This window comes from Streptomyces sp. NPDC048604 (genome assembly GCF_043199435.1).
Taxonomy (GTDB): Bacteria; Actinomycetota; Actinomycetes; order Streptomycetales; family Streptomycetaceae; genus Streptomyces.
The window spans coordinates 216,263-232,643 of the sequence record NZ_JBICVX010000014.1 but is presented as its reverse complement, the minus strand read 5'-3'; the positions used below and the strand labels follow the sequence as shown (position 1 = coordinate 232,643).

10 protein-coding genes are annotated in these 16,381 nt (G+C 73.6%); 3 read left to right on the top strand and 7 right to left on the bottom strand.

From position 1 onward, the window contains the following. Positions 1-38: 38 nt before the first annotated feature. Positions 39-1,388 (bottom strand): protein phosphatase 2C domain-containing protein, encoded by a 1,350-nt coding sequence (locus tag ACGFMM_RS27615; RefSeq protein WP_393649160.1) that lies wholly within the window; start codon positions 1,386-1,388, stop codon positions 39-41. Between the two features lie 108 nt (positions 1,389-1,496). Further along, complete coding sequence (locus ACGFMM_RS27610) at positions 1,497-5,258, bottom strand: S8 family serine peptidase (protein WP_393649159.1); 3,762 nt, start codon at positions 5,256-5,258, stop codon at positions 1,497-1,499. A gap of 191 nt (positions 5,259-5,449) precedes the next feature. On the opposite strand from ACGFMM_RS27610, the gene ACGFMM_RS27605 reads away from it, so the two are divergent. The 3 genes from ACGFMM_RS27605 (at position 5,450) to ACGFMM_RS27595 (ending at position 7,476) form a co-directional block, all read left to right on the top strand. Beyond that, entirely contained in the window at positions 5,450-6,433 is a 984-nt protein-coding gene (locus tag ACGFMM_RS27605) for a helix-turn-helix domain-containing protein (protein ID WP_393649158.1), read from the top strand. A gap of 109 nt (positions 6,434-6,542) precedes the next feature. Then, a complete protein-coding gene (locus tag ACGFMM_RS27600; protein WP_393649157.1) occupies positions 6,543-7,025 on the top strand; it encodes a DUF456 domain-containing protein in 483 nt (160 codons plus the stop codon). A gap of 46 nt (positions 7,026-7,071) precedes the next feature. Beyond that, positions 7,072-7,476: a PPOX class F420-dependent oxidoreductase gene (locus ACGFMM_RS27595; RefSeq protein ID WP_393649156.1), complete on the top strand. Its 405-nt coding sequence runs from the start codon at positions 7,072-7,074 to the stop codon at positions 7,474-7,476. On the opposite strand, the gene ACGFMM_RS27590 is transcribed toward ACGFMM_RS27595, so the two are convergent. The 5 genes from ACGFMM_RS27590 to ACGFMM_RS27570 all read right to left on the bottom strand — a co-directional run bounded on the left by ACGFMM_RS27590 (position 7,445) and on the right by ACGFMM_RS27570 (position 16,380). Beyond that, a complete protein-coding gene (locus ACGFMM_RS27590; protein ID WP_393649155.1) occupies positions 7,445-7,885 on the bottom strand; it encodes a GNAT family N-acetyltransferase in 441 nt (146 codons plus the stop codon). The two genes, ACGFMM_RS27595 and ACGFMM_RS27590, sit on opposite strands and share 32 nt — an antisense overlap. A gap of 4 nt (positions 7,886-7,889) precedes the next feature. Continuing rightward, on the bottom strand, positions 7,890-9,239 hold the full coding sequence (locus ACGFMM_RS27585; protein WP_393649154.1) for an AlkA N-terminal domain-containing protein: 1,350 nt from the start codon (positions 9,237-9,239) through the stop codon (positions 7,890-7,892). A 76-nt stretch (positions 9,240-9,315) separates the two neighbouring features. Next, a complete protein-coding gene (rsgA, locus tag ACGFMM_RS27580) occupies positions 9,316-10,446 on the bottom strand; it encodes a ribosome small subunit-dependent GTPase A (protein ID WP_393649153.1) in 1,131 nt (376 codons plus the stop codon). Positions 10,447-10,705: 259 nt separating this feature from the next. Beyond that, on the bottom strand, positions 10,706-13,117 hold the full coding sequence (locus ACGFMM_RS27575) for an ATP-binding protein (RefSeq protein ID WP_393649152.1): 2,412 nt from the start codon (positions 13,115-13,117) through the stop codon (positions 10,706-10,708). Next, entirely contained in the window at positions 13,114-16,380 is a 3,267-nt protein-coding gene (locus ACGFMM_RS27570) for a hypothetical protein (protein WP_393649151.1), read from the bottom strand. Before ACGFMM_RS27570 ends, ACGFMM_RS27575 begins: the two co-directional genes overlap by 4 nt. Position 16,381: the final 1 nt, after the last annotated feature.

Here is a 16,381-nt window from a genome sequence, read left to right as displayed (position 1 = left end):
TCCATCAACCCACGGGTGGCCGGATCGCGCCTGTGCGGTTACGCCTCCCAGACGGCGACGCCCGTGCGGTCGTCGGCGTAGCCCTTCACCCGCAGCTGGGTGTCGGCCAGGAAGGCCGCCAGGCCCGGCGGTTCCCGGTCGGCCCAGCGGGACGCCAGCTCGGCGGCGAGGGCGGGCTCGCCGCGCAGCGGCTCCGCGAAGCCGTAGGACGCCAGCAGGAGGATGTCGCCGGGCCGGGCGACCGACGCGCGGAACCGAAACGGTTCGGCGGGCGGCGGCAGGGGGTCCTCGACGAACGGGCCGGGCGGGGTGACGATGCCGAGGTCGACGGTGAGCCCCTCGGTGGCGGGCTCCTCCTGTGCGGCGGCGCTCGGCGACCCGAAGCCGACGACCGGCGCGCCGGTCAGTGCGGCGGGCTCCGGGACCAGGGGCTCTATGTCGTGCCACGCGCCGTCGCGGAGCCGGAACAGGCCGCCGCGGCCGATGCCGAAGAACACGCGGGTACGGCAATCGGGGTCGGCGGAGATCAGCAGACAGCGCAGGGTCGCGGTGTACTCCTCCGGGTCCAGGCCCTGTTCGGCGGCGCGGCTGCGCAGCCGGCCGTAGGTGCGGTCGGTGAGCCGGTGCAGTCCGGACTTGAGGTCGCCGCGCCGGCCGGCCCGGATGTCGTCGGAGAGCCGGGCGTGGCTGCGGCCGACCGCCTCGCCGATCCACCGGCACGCGTCGGCGGCGGCGAGGTGCGCGGACTCGGCGCCGCGGACGCCGCCGGCGACGGCGACGAGCACGAGCGCGGCCTCGTCGTGTCCGAACCGCGCGGTGAGCAGCGCGTCGCGGCGCGGCTCGCCGCGGTACCGGGCGGAGTCGCCCCGGACGGACGCGGCGCGCAGGGTGCAAGCTCCGTAGCGCGCCCCGTCGAGCACGGTGTCCGCGACCAGTTCCGCCAGGTCGCCGGGGCGTGCGGCGGGCAGGGCGGTGGGCTCGGACTCGTACGTGGGCGGCCGGTCCCCGACGTGACCGGTACGGGGGCGGGGGACGGCGGCGGGTACGGGCTCGGCGGCGGGTACGGGCTCGGGCTCGACGGCCTCGGCGGCGGGGGCGGGCGGTGCGGGCGGCTCCGCCGACCGCGAGGGAAACGTGCGGGGCGCCCGCGCCCCGGCGAGCGGCGCCTCCCACGGGGCGCGGGCGGTCTCCCGGGCCGGCGCGTCAGCCGGTGCCTGCTCCCGCGCGTACGCGGCGGGTTCCGGCGGCTGCCCCTCCCCCGTCGCCCCCGTCGCCCCGGTCGCCGACGCGAAGCGGTCGTCCAGTGTGTCGCCGGACGTCGTCGGGGCCGTGTCCGGGGTGGTCGCGTCGTAGAGCTGGTCCCACCAGTTGTCCCCCTGCTGAGTCATGCCCTTATTGTCCACCGCGAGGGGCATGCGAAAACGGGACATCAGGAAAAAGTGGTCCGCCGGGCGGCCCCACCCCCCACGGGAAGGTCGCCCGGCGGACCGGCGTGGTCAGCGCACGTCGTAAGCGCGGACCACGGTCTGGGTGACGGAGTTGCCGTTGGCGTCCGTCAGTTCGGACTTCAGGGTGACCGGCTTGCCGGATGCGTCCGCATGGTTCACGGTCGCGATCCACTCACCGCCCTGCTGGGTGACCTGCGCCGACGTCCAGGTGGTGCCCCCGTCGTAGGAGTACGAGAGCTTCGCGGAAGTGAGCGCGGCAGGCGTGTAGCCCGCGTGACCCGTCGCGGTCAGGCCGATCTTCTGGCCGTCGGTCGCGGCGAGGGTCTTGAGTCCGTCCTCCGGAAGGTCGTACCGGGGGAAGAGAATCGGGATGCCTTGAGAGTAGACCTTCTCGTCGAGCTTGGAGGTGAATTTCCAGACGGAGTTGACGGAATTCGAACGGTTCCAGACCTTGCTGCCGATCTTCGTGACGTTCTGTTCGAGGGTGTACGTCGCGTTCTCGGACGGGACCTCGAACACCCCGAACGGCCATGCGGTCTGACCGATCAGCTCGCCGTCCTTGTGGAGCCGGAGGTTGCCGATGTCCCCGAAGGAACCCGCCTCGGCATGGTGCGCCCCATCGCCCCAGATGGCCGCGGCGAAGCCGATGAGGTCGCCCTGCCGCTCGGCGGAGAGGACCGGCCGGCCGGACGCGTCGCGCGGGGCCCTGGGGACGACCACGCCGTCGTACCAGTTCTCGGTGCGCCGCTCGCCGGCCTTGTAGACGTGCGGCGTGCCGATCATGAACTCGCCGAACGGGAAGCTGGAGCAGAGCATCTTGGACCAGACGGTGTCGCCCGTCGTGTAGTACTCGGTGCGGGAACCCGGCGCGGGGGCCGTCTCCAGGCCGGCGAAGCCGATCGCCGCGCCGCTCGGGCGGCGCGCCGTGCCGAAGTCGAGGAAGTCGTTGACGACGCCCATCGCGGTGTACGTGGACGTGGTACTGCCCAGTTCGGCGTCGCGGACCCGGTACGTCCGGTCGTCGCGGATCGCGCCGGACTCCGGGAAGCCGAGGTTGTACAGGTACGGGCTCTTCGCGGTGGCCTTCCAGGAGAGGCTGACCTCGCCGGCGGAGAGCTTGCCGAGCAGCGTCGCCGCCTCGGCGGACTCGACGGAGAGGACCGGGAGTCCGGCGCTGCCGAACCCGGCGGAGGGGTACCAGCGGCCGGGGGCGGTCCGGTGGGCGAGGACGGCGATCGCGCCGGCGGCCTTGGCGTTGCGGGCGACGGTGGCCGAGGCGTTGCTGCCGTCCGGGAAGCGGACGAATGCGATACGCCCCTTGACCTGGGCGGCCGTCAGTTCGGCCGGGGTGCCCGCGCCGGCGTCGACGAGAGCGGCGGAGCCGGTGCCGTCGAGGTTGTCGGAGCCGGTGGAGCCGGTGTACGGGTGCAGCACCACGCCGTCGGCGGTCTTCAGCTCGGAGACCTGCGGGGCGGCGGTGCGCCAGTAGCTGCCGAACTCGAAGTCGCCGTCCTCGGCGGCGCCTTCGACGGAGGCGTAGTAGCCGCGGACGGTGCGCGGCCCGGAGAGGGTGCCGGCGTGCGTCCAGGTGTCGTCCCAGGAACGGGAGAACGCGAGGGTGGCGCCGCGCACTTCACCGGCCTGGTCGGTGCGGACGGACAGCTTGTGGGCCTTGCGGGCGTCGAGGACGAGGACGGTGTCCTTCTTCAGCTCGACCTGCGGGCGGCCGAGGTAGCTGACCGAGTCCTCCAGCTTGGCGCCCTCGCCCGCGTCGCGGGTGGTGACGTAGGAGGACAGGAAGTAGCTGCCGGGGCGGAGCCGGTAGACCTGGTCGGCGGAGCCGTTGTTGAAGCGGCGCTCGCCGGTGGCGGTGTCGGTGCCGATGACGTCGAGGGACGACGCGCCTGCGGCGGGCTTGCCCTGACGGTCGATCAGCTTGACGCGGAGGGTGACCGTCTCGGGCTCGACGTACAGCGCGAACGGGGTGGAGATGTGGACGCCGCCGGGGGCGGTGGCGATCACGCGGCCGGTGACGTCGCCGTACTGGGCGCGCTGGAGGTCCGCGGCCGGGTCGAGCTTCAGCGGGACCTCGGCGGTGCCGCCGGCCGGGACGGTGAGGGTGCGCGCGCCGAGTCGGGCGACGGGGGACGCCACGGCCGAGCCGTCGTTGCCGGTGACCTTCTCGACGGCGAGCGTCAGGGTGACGGGCCTGTCGGAGGTGTTGGTGTACGGCACGGCGACCGTGGTGCGATCGGTGGTGTTCTGCGGCCAGTTGAAGGTCCCGCCCTGGACGGCGTCGGCGCCGAGGACGGTCTGGTCGACGGCGGCCTTGACGTCCAGCCGGCCGCCGCCGACCTCGCGGACGTCGCCGGGGACGCCGCTGTCCGCGGAGGAGACGAGGGCCGCCTTGATCTGCTGGGCGGTCCAGTCGGGGTGGCGCTGCTTGACGATGGCGGCGGCGCCCGCGACGTGCGGGGTGGCCATCGACGTACCGGACATGCCCTGGTAGGCGTACACGCCGCGGCCGCCGGCCGCTGCGGCGTTGATGCCGACGCCGGGGGCGGCGATCTCGGGCTTGAGGGTGTGGCTCAGGGTCGTCGGGCCGCGACTGGAGAACCACGCGGTGGAGTCGTCGCGGTCGGTGGCGCCGACGGTCAGGACGCTCGGCGCGCAGCCGGGCGAGGAGACGGTGTTGAGCGAGGGGCCCGAGTTGCCGGCCGCGATGACGAACAACGTGCCTTCGTTCTGGGCGAGTTCCTCGGCGGCGACGCTCATCGGGTCGGTGCAGTCGGTCTCGGAGGCGTTGCCGAGGCTCATGGAGACGACGTCGGCGCCCTGGGCGACGGCCCACTCCATGCCGGCGATGATCCAGGACGTGGCGCCGGAGCCGCCGTCGTTCAGCACCTTGCCGTTGAGCAGCTCGGCCCCGGGGGCGACGCCCTTGTTCTTTCCGCCGCTCGCGGCGCCGGAGCCGCCGACGGTGGAGATGGTGTGGGTGCCGTGGCCCTGGCGGTCGTCGGCGCCGGGGGAGTCGGTGAAGTTCTCCGCGGCGGTGATGCGGCCCTTGAGGTCGGGGTGCTCGGCGTCGGCGCCGGTGTCGAGGACGGCGACCTTGGTGCCCGTGCCGTCGTAGCCGGCGGCCCACGCCTCGGGGGCGTGCACCTGCTTGGTGGAGCGCTCCAGGGTGGCCCGGACCTTGCGGTCCAGCCAGAGCTTCTTCAGGCCGGAGGCGCTGCGGGCGGCCGGGGCCTCGACGTCCTTCCAGAACGCGCCGGCCTGCTTCTTGTCGGCGGCGAGGGCGACGCCGCGGACGGTCTTGAGGACCTTGCCGCGCTTGGCGCCGCGCGGGGCGGCGGGCGTGGAGCGGGCGACGTCGGAGCCGTACACGGCGATCAGCGGCAGCGTCGTGGCCGCGTCGTCGTCGTAGCCCTGCCGGATCAGACCGGTGACGTTGAACAGCTCCTGGTCGACGCGGCCGGCGGCGAGCGCGGCGGTGGCGCCCTCCGGGTAGACGTACAGGTCCTGGCCGGAGCGGCGGGTCTGCACGAACGGCACGGTGCCGTCCTCGCGGGGCAGGGCCGCGGCGGAGGGGTTGCCGGCGGCGTCACGGGTGACCAGGATCCGGTCGCCGGTGACGAGGGTGACGGTCGAGGACCTCTCCCCCGTCTGTGCGGCGGCCTGGCTGCCGACCAGCGGTCGCTTGGCGGACGCCTCGTCCTGCGGCTGGGCCGCGGTGGACGGGGCGACCGCGGTGACGGCCAGGACGGCGGCGGTCGCCGCCCCCAGTGCCGTACGCGATATCGGGCGCATCGCTCTCCCCAGGTGAATCCGGGCATGGGTCGACAAAGCGCCCTTTCCCGGAGGCTGTTGGTGCTGCGGTGGCACGACATTGGCAGAGGAGCGGGTGGTGCAGGGATGATGTGCGCGGCGGGAATGCGCCGTGGCCGATTCCCGCCAGAGGCGTGTTGGAACGTGAACGTCCGGTAAGGGGTGGGGCAGCGGTGCTGGGAGCGATAGGTCTCGACGAACGCCAGGAGTCCGCGTACCGCGCGCTGATCGCGCTGGGGGCGGCCGAGGTGACCGATCTGGCCCACCATCTGGCGGTACCGGAGACGGACATCGAGCGGGCGCTGCGCCGCCTTGAGGCGCAGGGGCTCGCCGCGCAGTCGTCCGCCCGGACCGGCCGCTGGGTGGCCGCGCCGCCCGGGGTGGCGCTGGGGGCGCTGCTGACCCAGCAGCGGCACGAACTGGAGCAGGCGGAGCTGGCGGCGGCGCTGCTGGCGGAGGAGTACCGGGCGGAGGCGGCCGAGCCGGCCGTGCACGACCTGGTGGAGGTGGTGACCGGCCGCAGCGCGGTGGCGCACCGCTTCCTGCAGCTGCAGCTGGGGGCCACGGACGAGGTGTGCTGCCTGGTCACGGGCAAGCCGATCGCGGTGAGCGGACCGGAGAACGACGCGGAGGACCGGGCGGCCAGCCGGGGCGTGTCGTACCGGGTGGTCCTGGAGCGCGAGGTGCTGACGACGCCCTCGGGCCTGGGCGAGCTGACGGCGGCGCTGGGCCGCGAGGAGCAGATCCGGGTGGTCGACAGGGTGCCGACCAAGCTGGTGGTGGCGGACCGGACGCTGGCGATGGTGCCGCTGACCGGGCGCGGCGCGGAGCCGGCGGCGCTGGTGGTGCACGCCAGCGGACTCCTTGAGTCGCTGATGGGGCTGTTCGAGTCGGTGTGGCGGGAGGCGCTGCCGCTGCGGCTCGGCGCGGGGGCGCAGGTCGCCCAGGACGAGACACCGGGCCCGGACGCGACGGATCTGGAGGTGCTGTCGCTGCTGCTCGCCGGGATGACGGACGCGAGCGTGGCCAAGCAGCTGGACCTTGGGCTGCGGACGGTGCAGCGGCGGGTGAAGGGGCTGATGGAGCTGACGGGGGTGACGACCCGGCTCCAGCTGGGCTGGCACGCGTACGAGAAGGGCTGGGTCGCCCGCCACTGAGCGGGCCGTGGCCCGGCCAGTGGCGGGCCACGCGGGCGGCGGACCTGGGCGCGGTCCGTTCGGGCCGTGCTGACCTGCACGGACGGCGGAACTCGGTCACCCTTGGCAGATGGGTGTGTGGCAGCTCCTGCTGATCGCGATGGTCATGCTGCTCGGCCTGTGCGGGGTACTGGTTCCCGGCCTGCCGGGGCCGTGGCTGGTGTGGGCGGCCATGCTCTGGTGGTCGCTGCACGAGCAGACGACGCTGGCCTGGATCCTGCTGGTGTCCTCGACCGCGCTGCTGCTCGTCACCCAGGTGGTCGTATGGCAGCTGCCGCCCCGCCGGATCCGGGGCCTCGGGATCACCCGGCGGATGGTGGCCTCCGCCGGGATCGGGGCGCTGCTCGGCTTCATTCTCATTCCGGTGATCGGGGCGATCCCGGGTTTCGTGGGCGGTGTGTATCTCACGGAGCGGCAGCGGCTCGGCGGCCACGGCCAGGCCCGTGCTTCGACGCGCCGGCTGATGCGGGCCGTGGGCACGAGCGTGCTGGTGGAGCTGTTCTCGTGCATGCTGATCGCGGGGGCGTGGCTGGGCGCGGTCATCTGGGGCTGACGCCGTCCCGATGCCCGGTGCGCCGCCTCGCGGGACCCTGGATCACATGAGGGACTTCGAGGGATTCAGCGAGGATGAGCGCGCCTATCTGCGCACCCAGCGGCTGGGCCGCATGGCCACCGTCGACACGGCGGGACAGCCCCAGGTCAACCCCGTCGGCTTCTTCCCGCAGGACGACGGCACGGTGCTGGTCGGCGGCATGGCGATGGGCCGGACGAAGAAGTGGCGCAACCTGCACGGCAACCCGAAGGTCGCGCTGGTGGTCGACGACCTGGCGAGCGTCCGGCCCTGGCGGGTCCGCGGGGTGGAGATCCGGGGCGAGGCGGAGCTGCTGGTGGGGCCCCACGGACTGGGGCCGCACTTCAGCGAGGAGGTGATCCGCATCCACCCGCGGCGGATCCACAGCTGGGGTCTGGACGTCAGCGGGGAAGGTCGATCTGGTACTTCATGAAGCCGGTGTCGCGGGCGACCTTGTCGTACAGCCGGCGGGCGGTGGTGTTCGAGGTCTGGGTGTTCCAGTAGACGCGGTTGCAGCCCCGGTCCTCGGCCCACCGGGCGACGGCGTCGATCAGCGCCCGGCCCACGCCGTGGCCGCGGACCTCCGGGTCGGTGTACAGGTCCTGGAGGTAGCAGAGGTCCGGGCCCGAGGTGCTGGGGTGGACGAAGAAGTGCGTGATGCCGACGAGCCGCCCGTCGATGCGCGCGCCGAGGGCGTGCAGCCGGGTGTCGTCCTGGAACTCTCGCCAGGCCCTGTCGTACATCTCCTGGGCCTCGCTGCGGCCGTAGAAGTCGATGTATGCGCGGAAGAGGGACTCCCATGCCTCGCGGTCGGCGGGCTCGAGCCTGTCGGTGATGATCATGTGGTCATTGTGCCGGTACGGCCGCCAGGTATCGAACGGCGTACGAACGCCAGGGCCGCCAGCTCTCCTCGTCCGGTCCGCCGTCCGGCGCGACGTCCGGGTCGCCGAGGGCGCGCGTCCGGATCGCGGCGGCCGCGGCCGGGCTGACACCGTCGACGGCGAGCAGCGTCCGCTCGGCCTCGTCGCGGTCCGCGCCGGGGTCGAGCCGTACGGCCCCGGCGGCGAGCGCGGCGGCCAGCGGACCGGCGACGGGGTGGCCGGTGAGCGCGGCGGGCTCCGGGAACAGGTGGGTGAGGCCGCCGCAGGGGGTGTCGAGGGCGGTGCCGTACGCGGCGACCAGACGGGCGGCCTCCTCCGGGCCGAGGAGCGCCCGGAGCGCGTACTCCTCGGGCTCGGCCGCACCGGGCGAGCGGACGCCGGGGCGGGCGGCGAGCCGGGGCGCGAGCGCCGGGTCGGCGGCGAGCCGTTCGGCGACCGCGTACGGGTCGGCGTCCAGGTCGAACAGGCGGCGCAGCCGCTGGACGGCGGTGGTGAGGTCGCGCAGGTCAACGAGGTGGATCCGGGCGTCCAGCCAGGCCCCGGGGGACGCCTCGTCGACGGCGGCGACGCCCCAGCCGTACGGGAGGCGCAGGGTGCGCCGGTAGGTGCGGGCGCCGGGCGGGCCGGTGACCTCCTCGACGCGGGGCAGGGCCTCGGCGGCGAGCAGGTCGAAGACCTCGCGGGCCGCGTACGGGCCGCGGTGCGCGAGCCGCAGCGGGACGCCGGCGGTGTGCGCGGTGCGGGCCGCGGTGCCGGTGCCGGACTCGGCGCGCAGGGCGCTGGGGGTGCGGGCGTAGATACGGCGGACGGTGTCGTTGAATTGGCGGACGCTGGCGAAACCGGCGGCGAAAGCGATGTCGGTGACCGGCAGCTCGGTGGTCTGGAGCAGCAGCCGGGCGGTGTGGGCGCGCTGGGCGCGGGCCAGGGCGATCGGCCCGGCCCCGAGCTCCGCGGTGAGCTGGCGCTGCACCTGCCGGGCGCTGTAGCCGAGCCGGCCGGCGAGGCCGGGCACACCCTCGCGGTCCACGACGCCGTCGCCGATGAGCCGCACGGCCCGGCCGACGACGTCGGCGCGGACGTTCCATTCGGCGGAGCCGGGCACGGCGTCCGGCCGGCAGCGCCGGCAGGCCCGGAAGCCGTGGCCCTGAGCGGCGGCGGCGGTCGGGAAGAACCGCACGTTGACGCGCTTGGGGGTGACGGCGGGGCAGCTGGGGCGGCAGTAGATCCCCGTGGTCTCGACGGCGAAGAAGAACGCCCCGTCGAACCGGGCGTCCCGGCTGCTGACCGCCTCGTACCTGCTGTCGTCGTCCCTCACACCCCCAGTGTGGAGGACGGGACACGGGGCGACCGGCGGTTTTCGGACGCCGCGTTCCGCCCCGTGCCCCGGTGCGTCACCGGACCTGTCCGCCGCGCTTCAGGGCCATGGCGGCACGGCCCTCGGCGCCCCGGCGCTTCCACGTCTTGAGCATCTCGGAGCGGACCCGGGCGTCGGTCTTGGCGACGATGCGCCGGTTCTCCCGGAGCAGCTTGCGGTAGCTGTCCAGGCGGCGCACCGACAGCGAGCCGTCCTCGACGGCCGCGGCCACGGCGCAGCCGGGCTCCTGCTCGTGGGCGCAGTCGTGGAAGCGGCAGTCCTCGGCCATTTCCTCGATCTCCGCGAAGACCTGGCCGACGCCGGCCTCCGCGTCCCACAGGCCCACGCCGCGCAGCCCCGGGGTGTCGATCAGGGCGCCGCCGGCGGGCAGCAGGAGCAGGTTGCGGGTGGTGGTGGTGTGCCGGCCCTTGCCGTCGACGTCCCGGGCGGCCTGCACCTCCATGGAGTCCTCGCCGGTCAGGGTGTTGGCGAGGGTCGACTTCCCGGCGCCGGAGACGCCGAGGAGCACGCTGGTGCCGCCGGCGACGATCGCCTTCAGGGTCTCGACGCCCTCCCCGGTCTGCGCGCTGAGCGGGAGCACGTCGACGCCGGGGGCGACCTGCTGCACGTCCTCGACGAGGTGGGACAGGGTGACCGGGTCGGGGACCAGGTCGGCCTTGCTGAGCACGACCAGCGGTGCCGCGCCGGACTCCCACGCAAGGGCGAGGAAGCGTTCGATGCGGCCGAGGTCGAGCTCGACGGCGAGCGAGACGGTGATGATCGCGTGGTCGACGTTGGCGGCGAGGACCTGCCCCTCGGACCGCTGGGACGAGGTGGAGCGCGCGAACTCGGTCCGGCGCGGCAGGTAGGCGCGGACGTAGCGCGGGTTGCCGCCGGTCTCGACGGCGGCCCAGTCGCCGGTGCAGATCACCCGCAGCGGGTCGTGCGGGGTGACGAAGGCGGTGTCGGCGCGTACGAGTCCGTCCGCGGTGACGACGTCGCACTGTCCGCGGTCGACTCGGACGACCCGCCCGGGGACGAGCCCTTCGGCGGCGTACGCGGCGAACGCGGCCTGCCAGTCCTCGTCCCAGCCGTAGGGGGCGAGGGACTCGAACGAACCGGAAGTACCGAGGGTTTCGGAAGAACCGGAAGAAGCGTGGAAAGACAAGGGGAACCCTTCGAAGGGGTGGCCCCGGCAACGCGCCACGACGGCGCGTGAGAAGAAGGTGGGATCAGCCGGAAGCCACGGAGGTGGAGTGGACGGTCTTCTGGATGCGGGCAGTGCCCTGCGCGACGACAGCCATCGGTCACACCTCCTGGTTCGCTTCACCGGCCGCAGCGGCCGACGGCCGCTGCGGAACGATGCGTACGCTACTCCGGACTTCCGCCGGCCCGCCAACTCTTTTTCGCAACGAGCAGCACGGAGATCACGCGCTCGGGAGCAGCAGCCGGAAATGAGCGCCCTGCAGCACGGGATGTCCGAGGACGCGGGAGCGGACGACGAGGTCTCCGTCCACGTCGCGGGCCAGGCGGCGCGCGGTGTACAGACCGGTGCCCCGGTCCGACCCGCGGGTCGACTCGCCCTTGCGGAACACGATGTGCTCGGTCCCCTCCGCGTAGGCCAGGCCCGGGCCGTTGTCCTGGATGTCGACGGCGAACTCCGCGCCCAGCGGAACGACGGTCGCCCGTACGGTGGGATCGCCGTGCCCGGCGCACGCCTCGGCCGCGTTGGTGAGCAGTTCGTAGAGGATCCGCTGCAGTCCGGCGGCCGAGACGCCCACCGGGCAGCTGTCCGGCGCGTGGATCTGCAGTTCCATCTTGGCGTACTTGGTGGTGAAGGAGTCCTTCATGGCCCGAAGCGTCTCGGCGAGGTCGGCCTCCCCCTCCACCGGGAGACCTGCGCGGAGTTCGTCGGCCGTGACGGTCAACGCCTCGGCGGCGGCCGACAGTTCCTCGGGAGTGGCGGTGGCGGCCGCGGCGAGCTGCCGGTAGTTCCCCAGCTCGGGGCGCAGGGCGTAGCGGTACAGCTGCCAGTCCTCCGGACCGAAGAGGAGGTTCTGGCCCGCGCCGAGGGCCGCGGTCTCCTCCGCCAGCCGGGCGACGGCCTTCTCCAGCTTGCGGTCGGCGTCCCCGCCGAGCACGAGCAGGACTCCGCACCGGTGGAAGAGGACCTCGTCGGCGTCGGCCCTGTCCACCACGGGCAGGGCCGCGAGCCGGGCCAGACCGCGCCGGACCTCCGCCTCGTGGCCGTCGTCGGCCATGCCGTCCCCGGCCACCGACGCGGCGCTCAGCAGGATCTCCTCGAACGTGACCTGCTGTCCCGGGACGGCGGCGGACAGCCCGGCCCAGAAGGCGACCTGGGCGGCCGCCGAGTCGGCGATGGGGGTGAGGGTCACATGCTCGACCCTCCGGGCGAACGACGAGTCCTTGGCCCACTCCCGCACGACCGCGAACCCGTCGCGCTGCTGCGACGACACCTTGGGCCGGGCCAGAAACTCCAGGAAGAGATGGAGCAGTGCCATGTCGGGGCCGGCCTGGAAGGTCAGCGCGTCGGCGGTCGTCAGGTCCCCCAGTCCCGCGAGGTCGACCATCCACCGCAGGACGTGCCAACGCTCCCCGGGGTCGACGCCGAGCAGCGCCTCCAGCGAGGCGGCCGACCCGCCGGTGAACGCGTCGAGGGGCCACTGCCTGCCCAGCACTCTCAGCAGTTGTACGGGGACGTGTCCCTGCAGGGTGACCAGTTCGACGAGATGACCGAGGTCGAGCACCGCGCAGGCGGTGCGCTCGGGGAACGCCGCCGCCTGCAGGGCCCGGCCCACCGCGACGTAGGGCTGACGGAGGTCGAGTTCGGGCCGGTGCGTCGTCTCCGCGTCGGCGACGAACAGCTCGACGCTGCCGGTCGGCCAGAACCGTGCCGTCTCCGTCTCGGCGAACACGCCCGTGATCGCGGTGAGATACCCGCCCTCGACGCGGTGCACCGGCGGCGCCGGGCGGCCCACGACCCCGAGAAACTCCGTGAGCGCCTGGGCGAACTGCGCCACCGCGCTCTCGTTGTCGTCGGCCAGGGCGTCGTACGCCTCCAGCAGCTCCTGACCGCTCGGCGAGACGGGCCGCCAGCGGTCGTAACTCATGGGCCTGACGAGGGGGTTGAGATGCCACTTCAGGACCTCTGCCGGCGTTTCGGCGGCCCGTGACCAGCCGCGCAGTGGCGGTACGACCTCCGGCCCCGGGCGCGGTGAGGAGCCGTTGTCCAACAGCAGAGCGGCGGCGCGCAGTTGCCCGGCCTTCAGCAGCGCCTCGGCGGCGCCGAGTGCTTCCGGGTCGACGCCCTGGGCGGCCGCCTCCTCGCACCGTGCGCGCAGTGCGTCCCGCTTCTTCTTCAGGGCGTCTTCGAGCGCGTCCTCGTCCGCCCGCAGCCGTTCCTCCACCTGCGGCCACGACCGCGCGCAGAGCGCCGTGAGCGCGTCCCGCTCCGGTACGGCGTCCACGTCGGCCGCACTCGCCCGGTCGACGAGCTGCTGCACCTTGCCCAGCAGCGTCTGCAGGCACTCGCCGCGGCGTCGGCCCAGGCGCGTGCGCAGGTCCTCGGTCTGTGCGGCGTCCAGCGCCTGGCACTCGGCGAGCATCTCCTCGGCGACCTGGAACTCGCCGGCCTGGATCAGCCCCGAGCAGGCCCGGAACTCGTCGTGGTCGCCGGCGATCCCCTCCAGGCCCGCGAGGGCCAGGTCCTCCAGGGACACCGGTCGGCCGTCGGAGAGCGCCGTCAGCAGCCGGGGAAAGCGGAACCGGCCCGGCCAGACGGCGAGCAGGGACCTCAGCGAGTCGTCGGTGTCCGTCATGTCTCTTCACGCCTCCTGCTGCGCTGTGACCTGTGCCATTGGGCGAGGGGGCCGAGCCGGTCCAGGACGGCGAGGAGCGGGGACGCGTAGGGACGGCCGAGTCCGCCCGCGTCGCTGAGCAGCGCGTCCCAGCTGTTCGCGATCAGCTCGGCCAGCTCCGCGCAGCCCGCGAGTTCCTCGGCCGGCGCGGCGCCGGCGGCCCGCCCGTTCGGCAGGGGGGTCAGGGACCGGGCACGGCGCACGATGTCCTCGATCATCTGCAGGAACGTGCGCTGATTGCCCCATTGGATCTCGGGACGGCCGCCGTCGGCCACGATCTGGTCCAGATGGCGGCGGACATGGGCGGGAAGGCCCGCCTGGATCCGCACGCACTCCTCGGTACCCGCCGTGGCCGCCGCCCGGATGGACGACAGCAAGCCGTCCTTGGCGAACAGTTCCCGGTGCAGGAACTTGCCGGAGTCGAAGGTGAAGCGGTGCAGCCGTTCCATCCGGTCGATCAGTTCGACGAGTTCCGCCCACTGCTCGGCCGTCTCGCCGAGCTCCGTCATCCGGGACAGCTCCGAGGCGAGCAGGGCCAGCGGCAGCGGGCCCTTGCCGTCCTCGCGGTGCCGTCGGGCCGCGTCGGCCAGCTCCTGCCACGAAGGCGGCAGCGCCTCCTGGAGCAGTTCCAGCACGGCCGGACCCTCCCCCGGAAGGCTGCGCAGCAGCGTCTCGGCGAGCCCGGCCGCCGCGCCCACCGCCTGCGCGGCCGGTTCGCATTCGGTCAGATCCAGCGCCGCGTCCTGCAGCGCCATTCCCAGCGGGCCGGTCTCGATCGCCGCGGCCGCGGTACAGGCCGCCGGCGGCACCGTCTTCTCGCCGTCCCGCACGAGCCGGCCCAGCAGGGACGCCTCGACGAAGGCGCGCCGGTCCCAGGCCTCGGCGATCAGCCAGTCCGCCCAGCGCTCCCAGTGCTCTCCCCGGGTGTCGCGCTCCTGGATCAGTGCCGCGGCGACGACCGGCCTCAGGTCCTTGGGCGGGACCTGCTTCTGGTGCCAGATGTCCAGGACGCCCCAGAGGTCGTCGACCTGGCGCAGCCGTTCGGCGACGGTCGCCGCGTACTGGGCGCTGCCCCGCTCGGCGCCCACGTCGACCAGCAGGGACAGGGCGACGGCGGTGGCTCCGCGGAGCCGGCCGTCCGGCTCGGCCGCGGTCGTCGGCTCGGAGCCGGTGTCCGAGGCGGCGCCGAGTTCCGCGGCGATCCGGTTCACGGCGTCCGCGCCCCGGATGTGGACGCCCAGGTGGCTGGTGCGCGCGGACGGGGGCAGGGCTCGCCGGCGTTCGCGCAGCAGCGGCAGGCTGCCGAGGACCGCCTCGTCGTCCCAGACGGCGGCGCGCGCCCCGGCGCGCTCGTGGCGCACCTTCAGTCCGCGCCGGGTGAGTTCTTTGAGCATCGGCTGCGCCGCGGGCCGTTCCTGGCCGCGGGCGGTCGGCCGGACCAGCTGCACCTCGACGCCGTCGTCGAGCCGGTTCTTGAGGTCGGCCAGGAACCGTTCGTCGGAGGCCTGCGTGTCGGTCCCGTCGTCGGCCAGCAGCAACCGCCGGCTCGCGGTGTGCAGGGCCTGCTGGACGAGGTCCCGCGGGGATCCGTCCTCCATGATCTCGACGACCGGGTCGCCCTGGGTCGCCCGGTGCAGGACGTCCGTCAGCACGGCGTGGTGCTCCGCCCAGCTCTCGGCCCACAGCGCACGGGCGGAGCCGTCCTGGCGGAGGACGTCGATCTGTCCTTCCTCCTCGCCCGGCGGCGGGACGGCGGCGGGTTCGGCGCGGCGCTGTTCCGGTACGGGCTCGAAGTGGTCGTCCTGGACGAGGATGCGCTGGCCGAGCTGCCAGTACGGGAACGACTTGCGGGCCCAGATGAGCAGGTCGGTGACGCATTGCGGGGAACCCGGCGGACCGTCCTCGGTGGCGCTCTCGACGAGGATGCCCACCTCCCCCCGGGTGTCGTGCGCGGTGTTCACGTCCAGCGGGCTGTGGGTGCCGACGAACGCCCGCTGGTTGTCCTGGATCACCACGCAGGCCGAGGTGCGGGAGCTGCGGTCGGCCAGGAGCACCCGGGAGCGGTGCCGGGCCTCCAGGTCGAAGAGGGCCGTCTTGACCCGGTCCGGCAGGGTGTCGCTGTCCCTGCGGCCCCAGAGGAAGACCAGGTGCACCCCGCGGTCCAGCGCCTTGCGCAGCAGCGGCAGGAGTCCGCTGAGCGCCGCGTAGCTGATGTGCGGGGCGGCGAAGACCAGTTGGTTCCTGGCGGACTGGATCAGGTCCTCGACGGTCCACTGGTGGCCGGCGGCGCGGGCCACGACGGTGACGGCGGCCTTGGCCCGGCTGATCTCGACGATCCGTGCGGAGATCCGCCGGGACAGGTCGGCGAGGAATTTCTGCCGTGTCTCGACCTGGTTGGGCTCGACCTCGGGGAGCGTGAGGACGGACTCGCCCATGCGGCGCAGCAGGCTCCCGGCGCTCTCGGCGGGGACGAGTTGGGCGGTGGCCCGGCCGCGCAGCGAGCGGACGAACTCGTGGTCGGGCTGCTGTTCCGCGAGATCGGCGAGGTGCTGGCGCATCCGCTCGCGGGCCCGGGAGTTCCACCCCGGCTCGTCCATGAGCAGGGCCGAGATCCGCCCGGTGTCGTTGTCGTGGAACACCTGCGCGTGGGCGCTCAGCCAGCGCAGTTCGCTGGCCGGACGCAGTACGGGGCTGCGGAAGCCCACGTCGAGCACGTTCTGCCGGAATCCCCTGGTGTGACGGTCGTGGCGGATGGCGGTCTGCACGGCGCGCAGTAATTCGGCGGCGGGCAGGTCGGTCTCGCTGAGGACCTGGTGCAGCGGTACGTGGAGGCTGGCCTGGGACGGCCGGCGGCTGCCGGCGTCGGCGGGGAAGATCCGGCCGGTGACCGGCTCGAAGAGGAACTGCCGGTGTTCCTGGCGTACCGCGCTGTCACGCAGCGACCCGCCCGAGGCGATCACTTCACGGGCGCCGTCGGTCAGTTCCAGCGTTCCGTTGCTGAACTCGACCATGACATGGCCCTTGCGCCACAGGCTGTGCACGACGTCCAGGACGATCCGCCGCGGGAGGGCGAACAGCTCCGCCTGGTCCTCGACCGTGGTGCGGCCGGCGGCGATGGCCTTCGCGACGAGATCCTCCAGGGTGGTGAGGCCGTCCTCGGGGCCCAGGAGCAGGGAGAGGGTGACCAGCCGGCAGGGGATGGAGAGTTCGACGTCCTGTGCCACG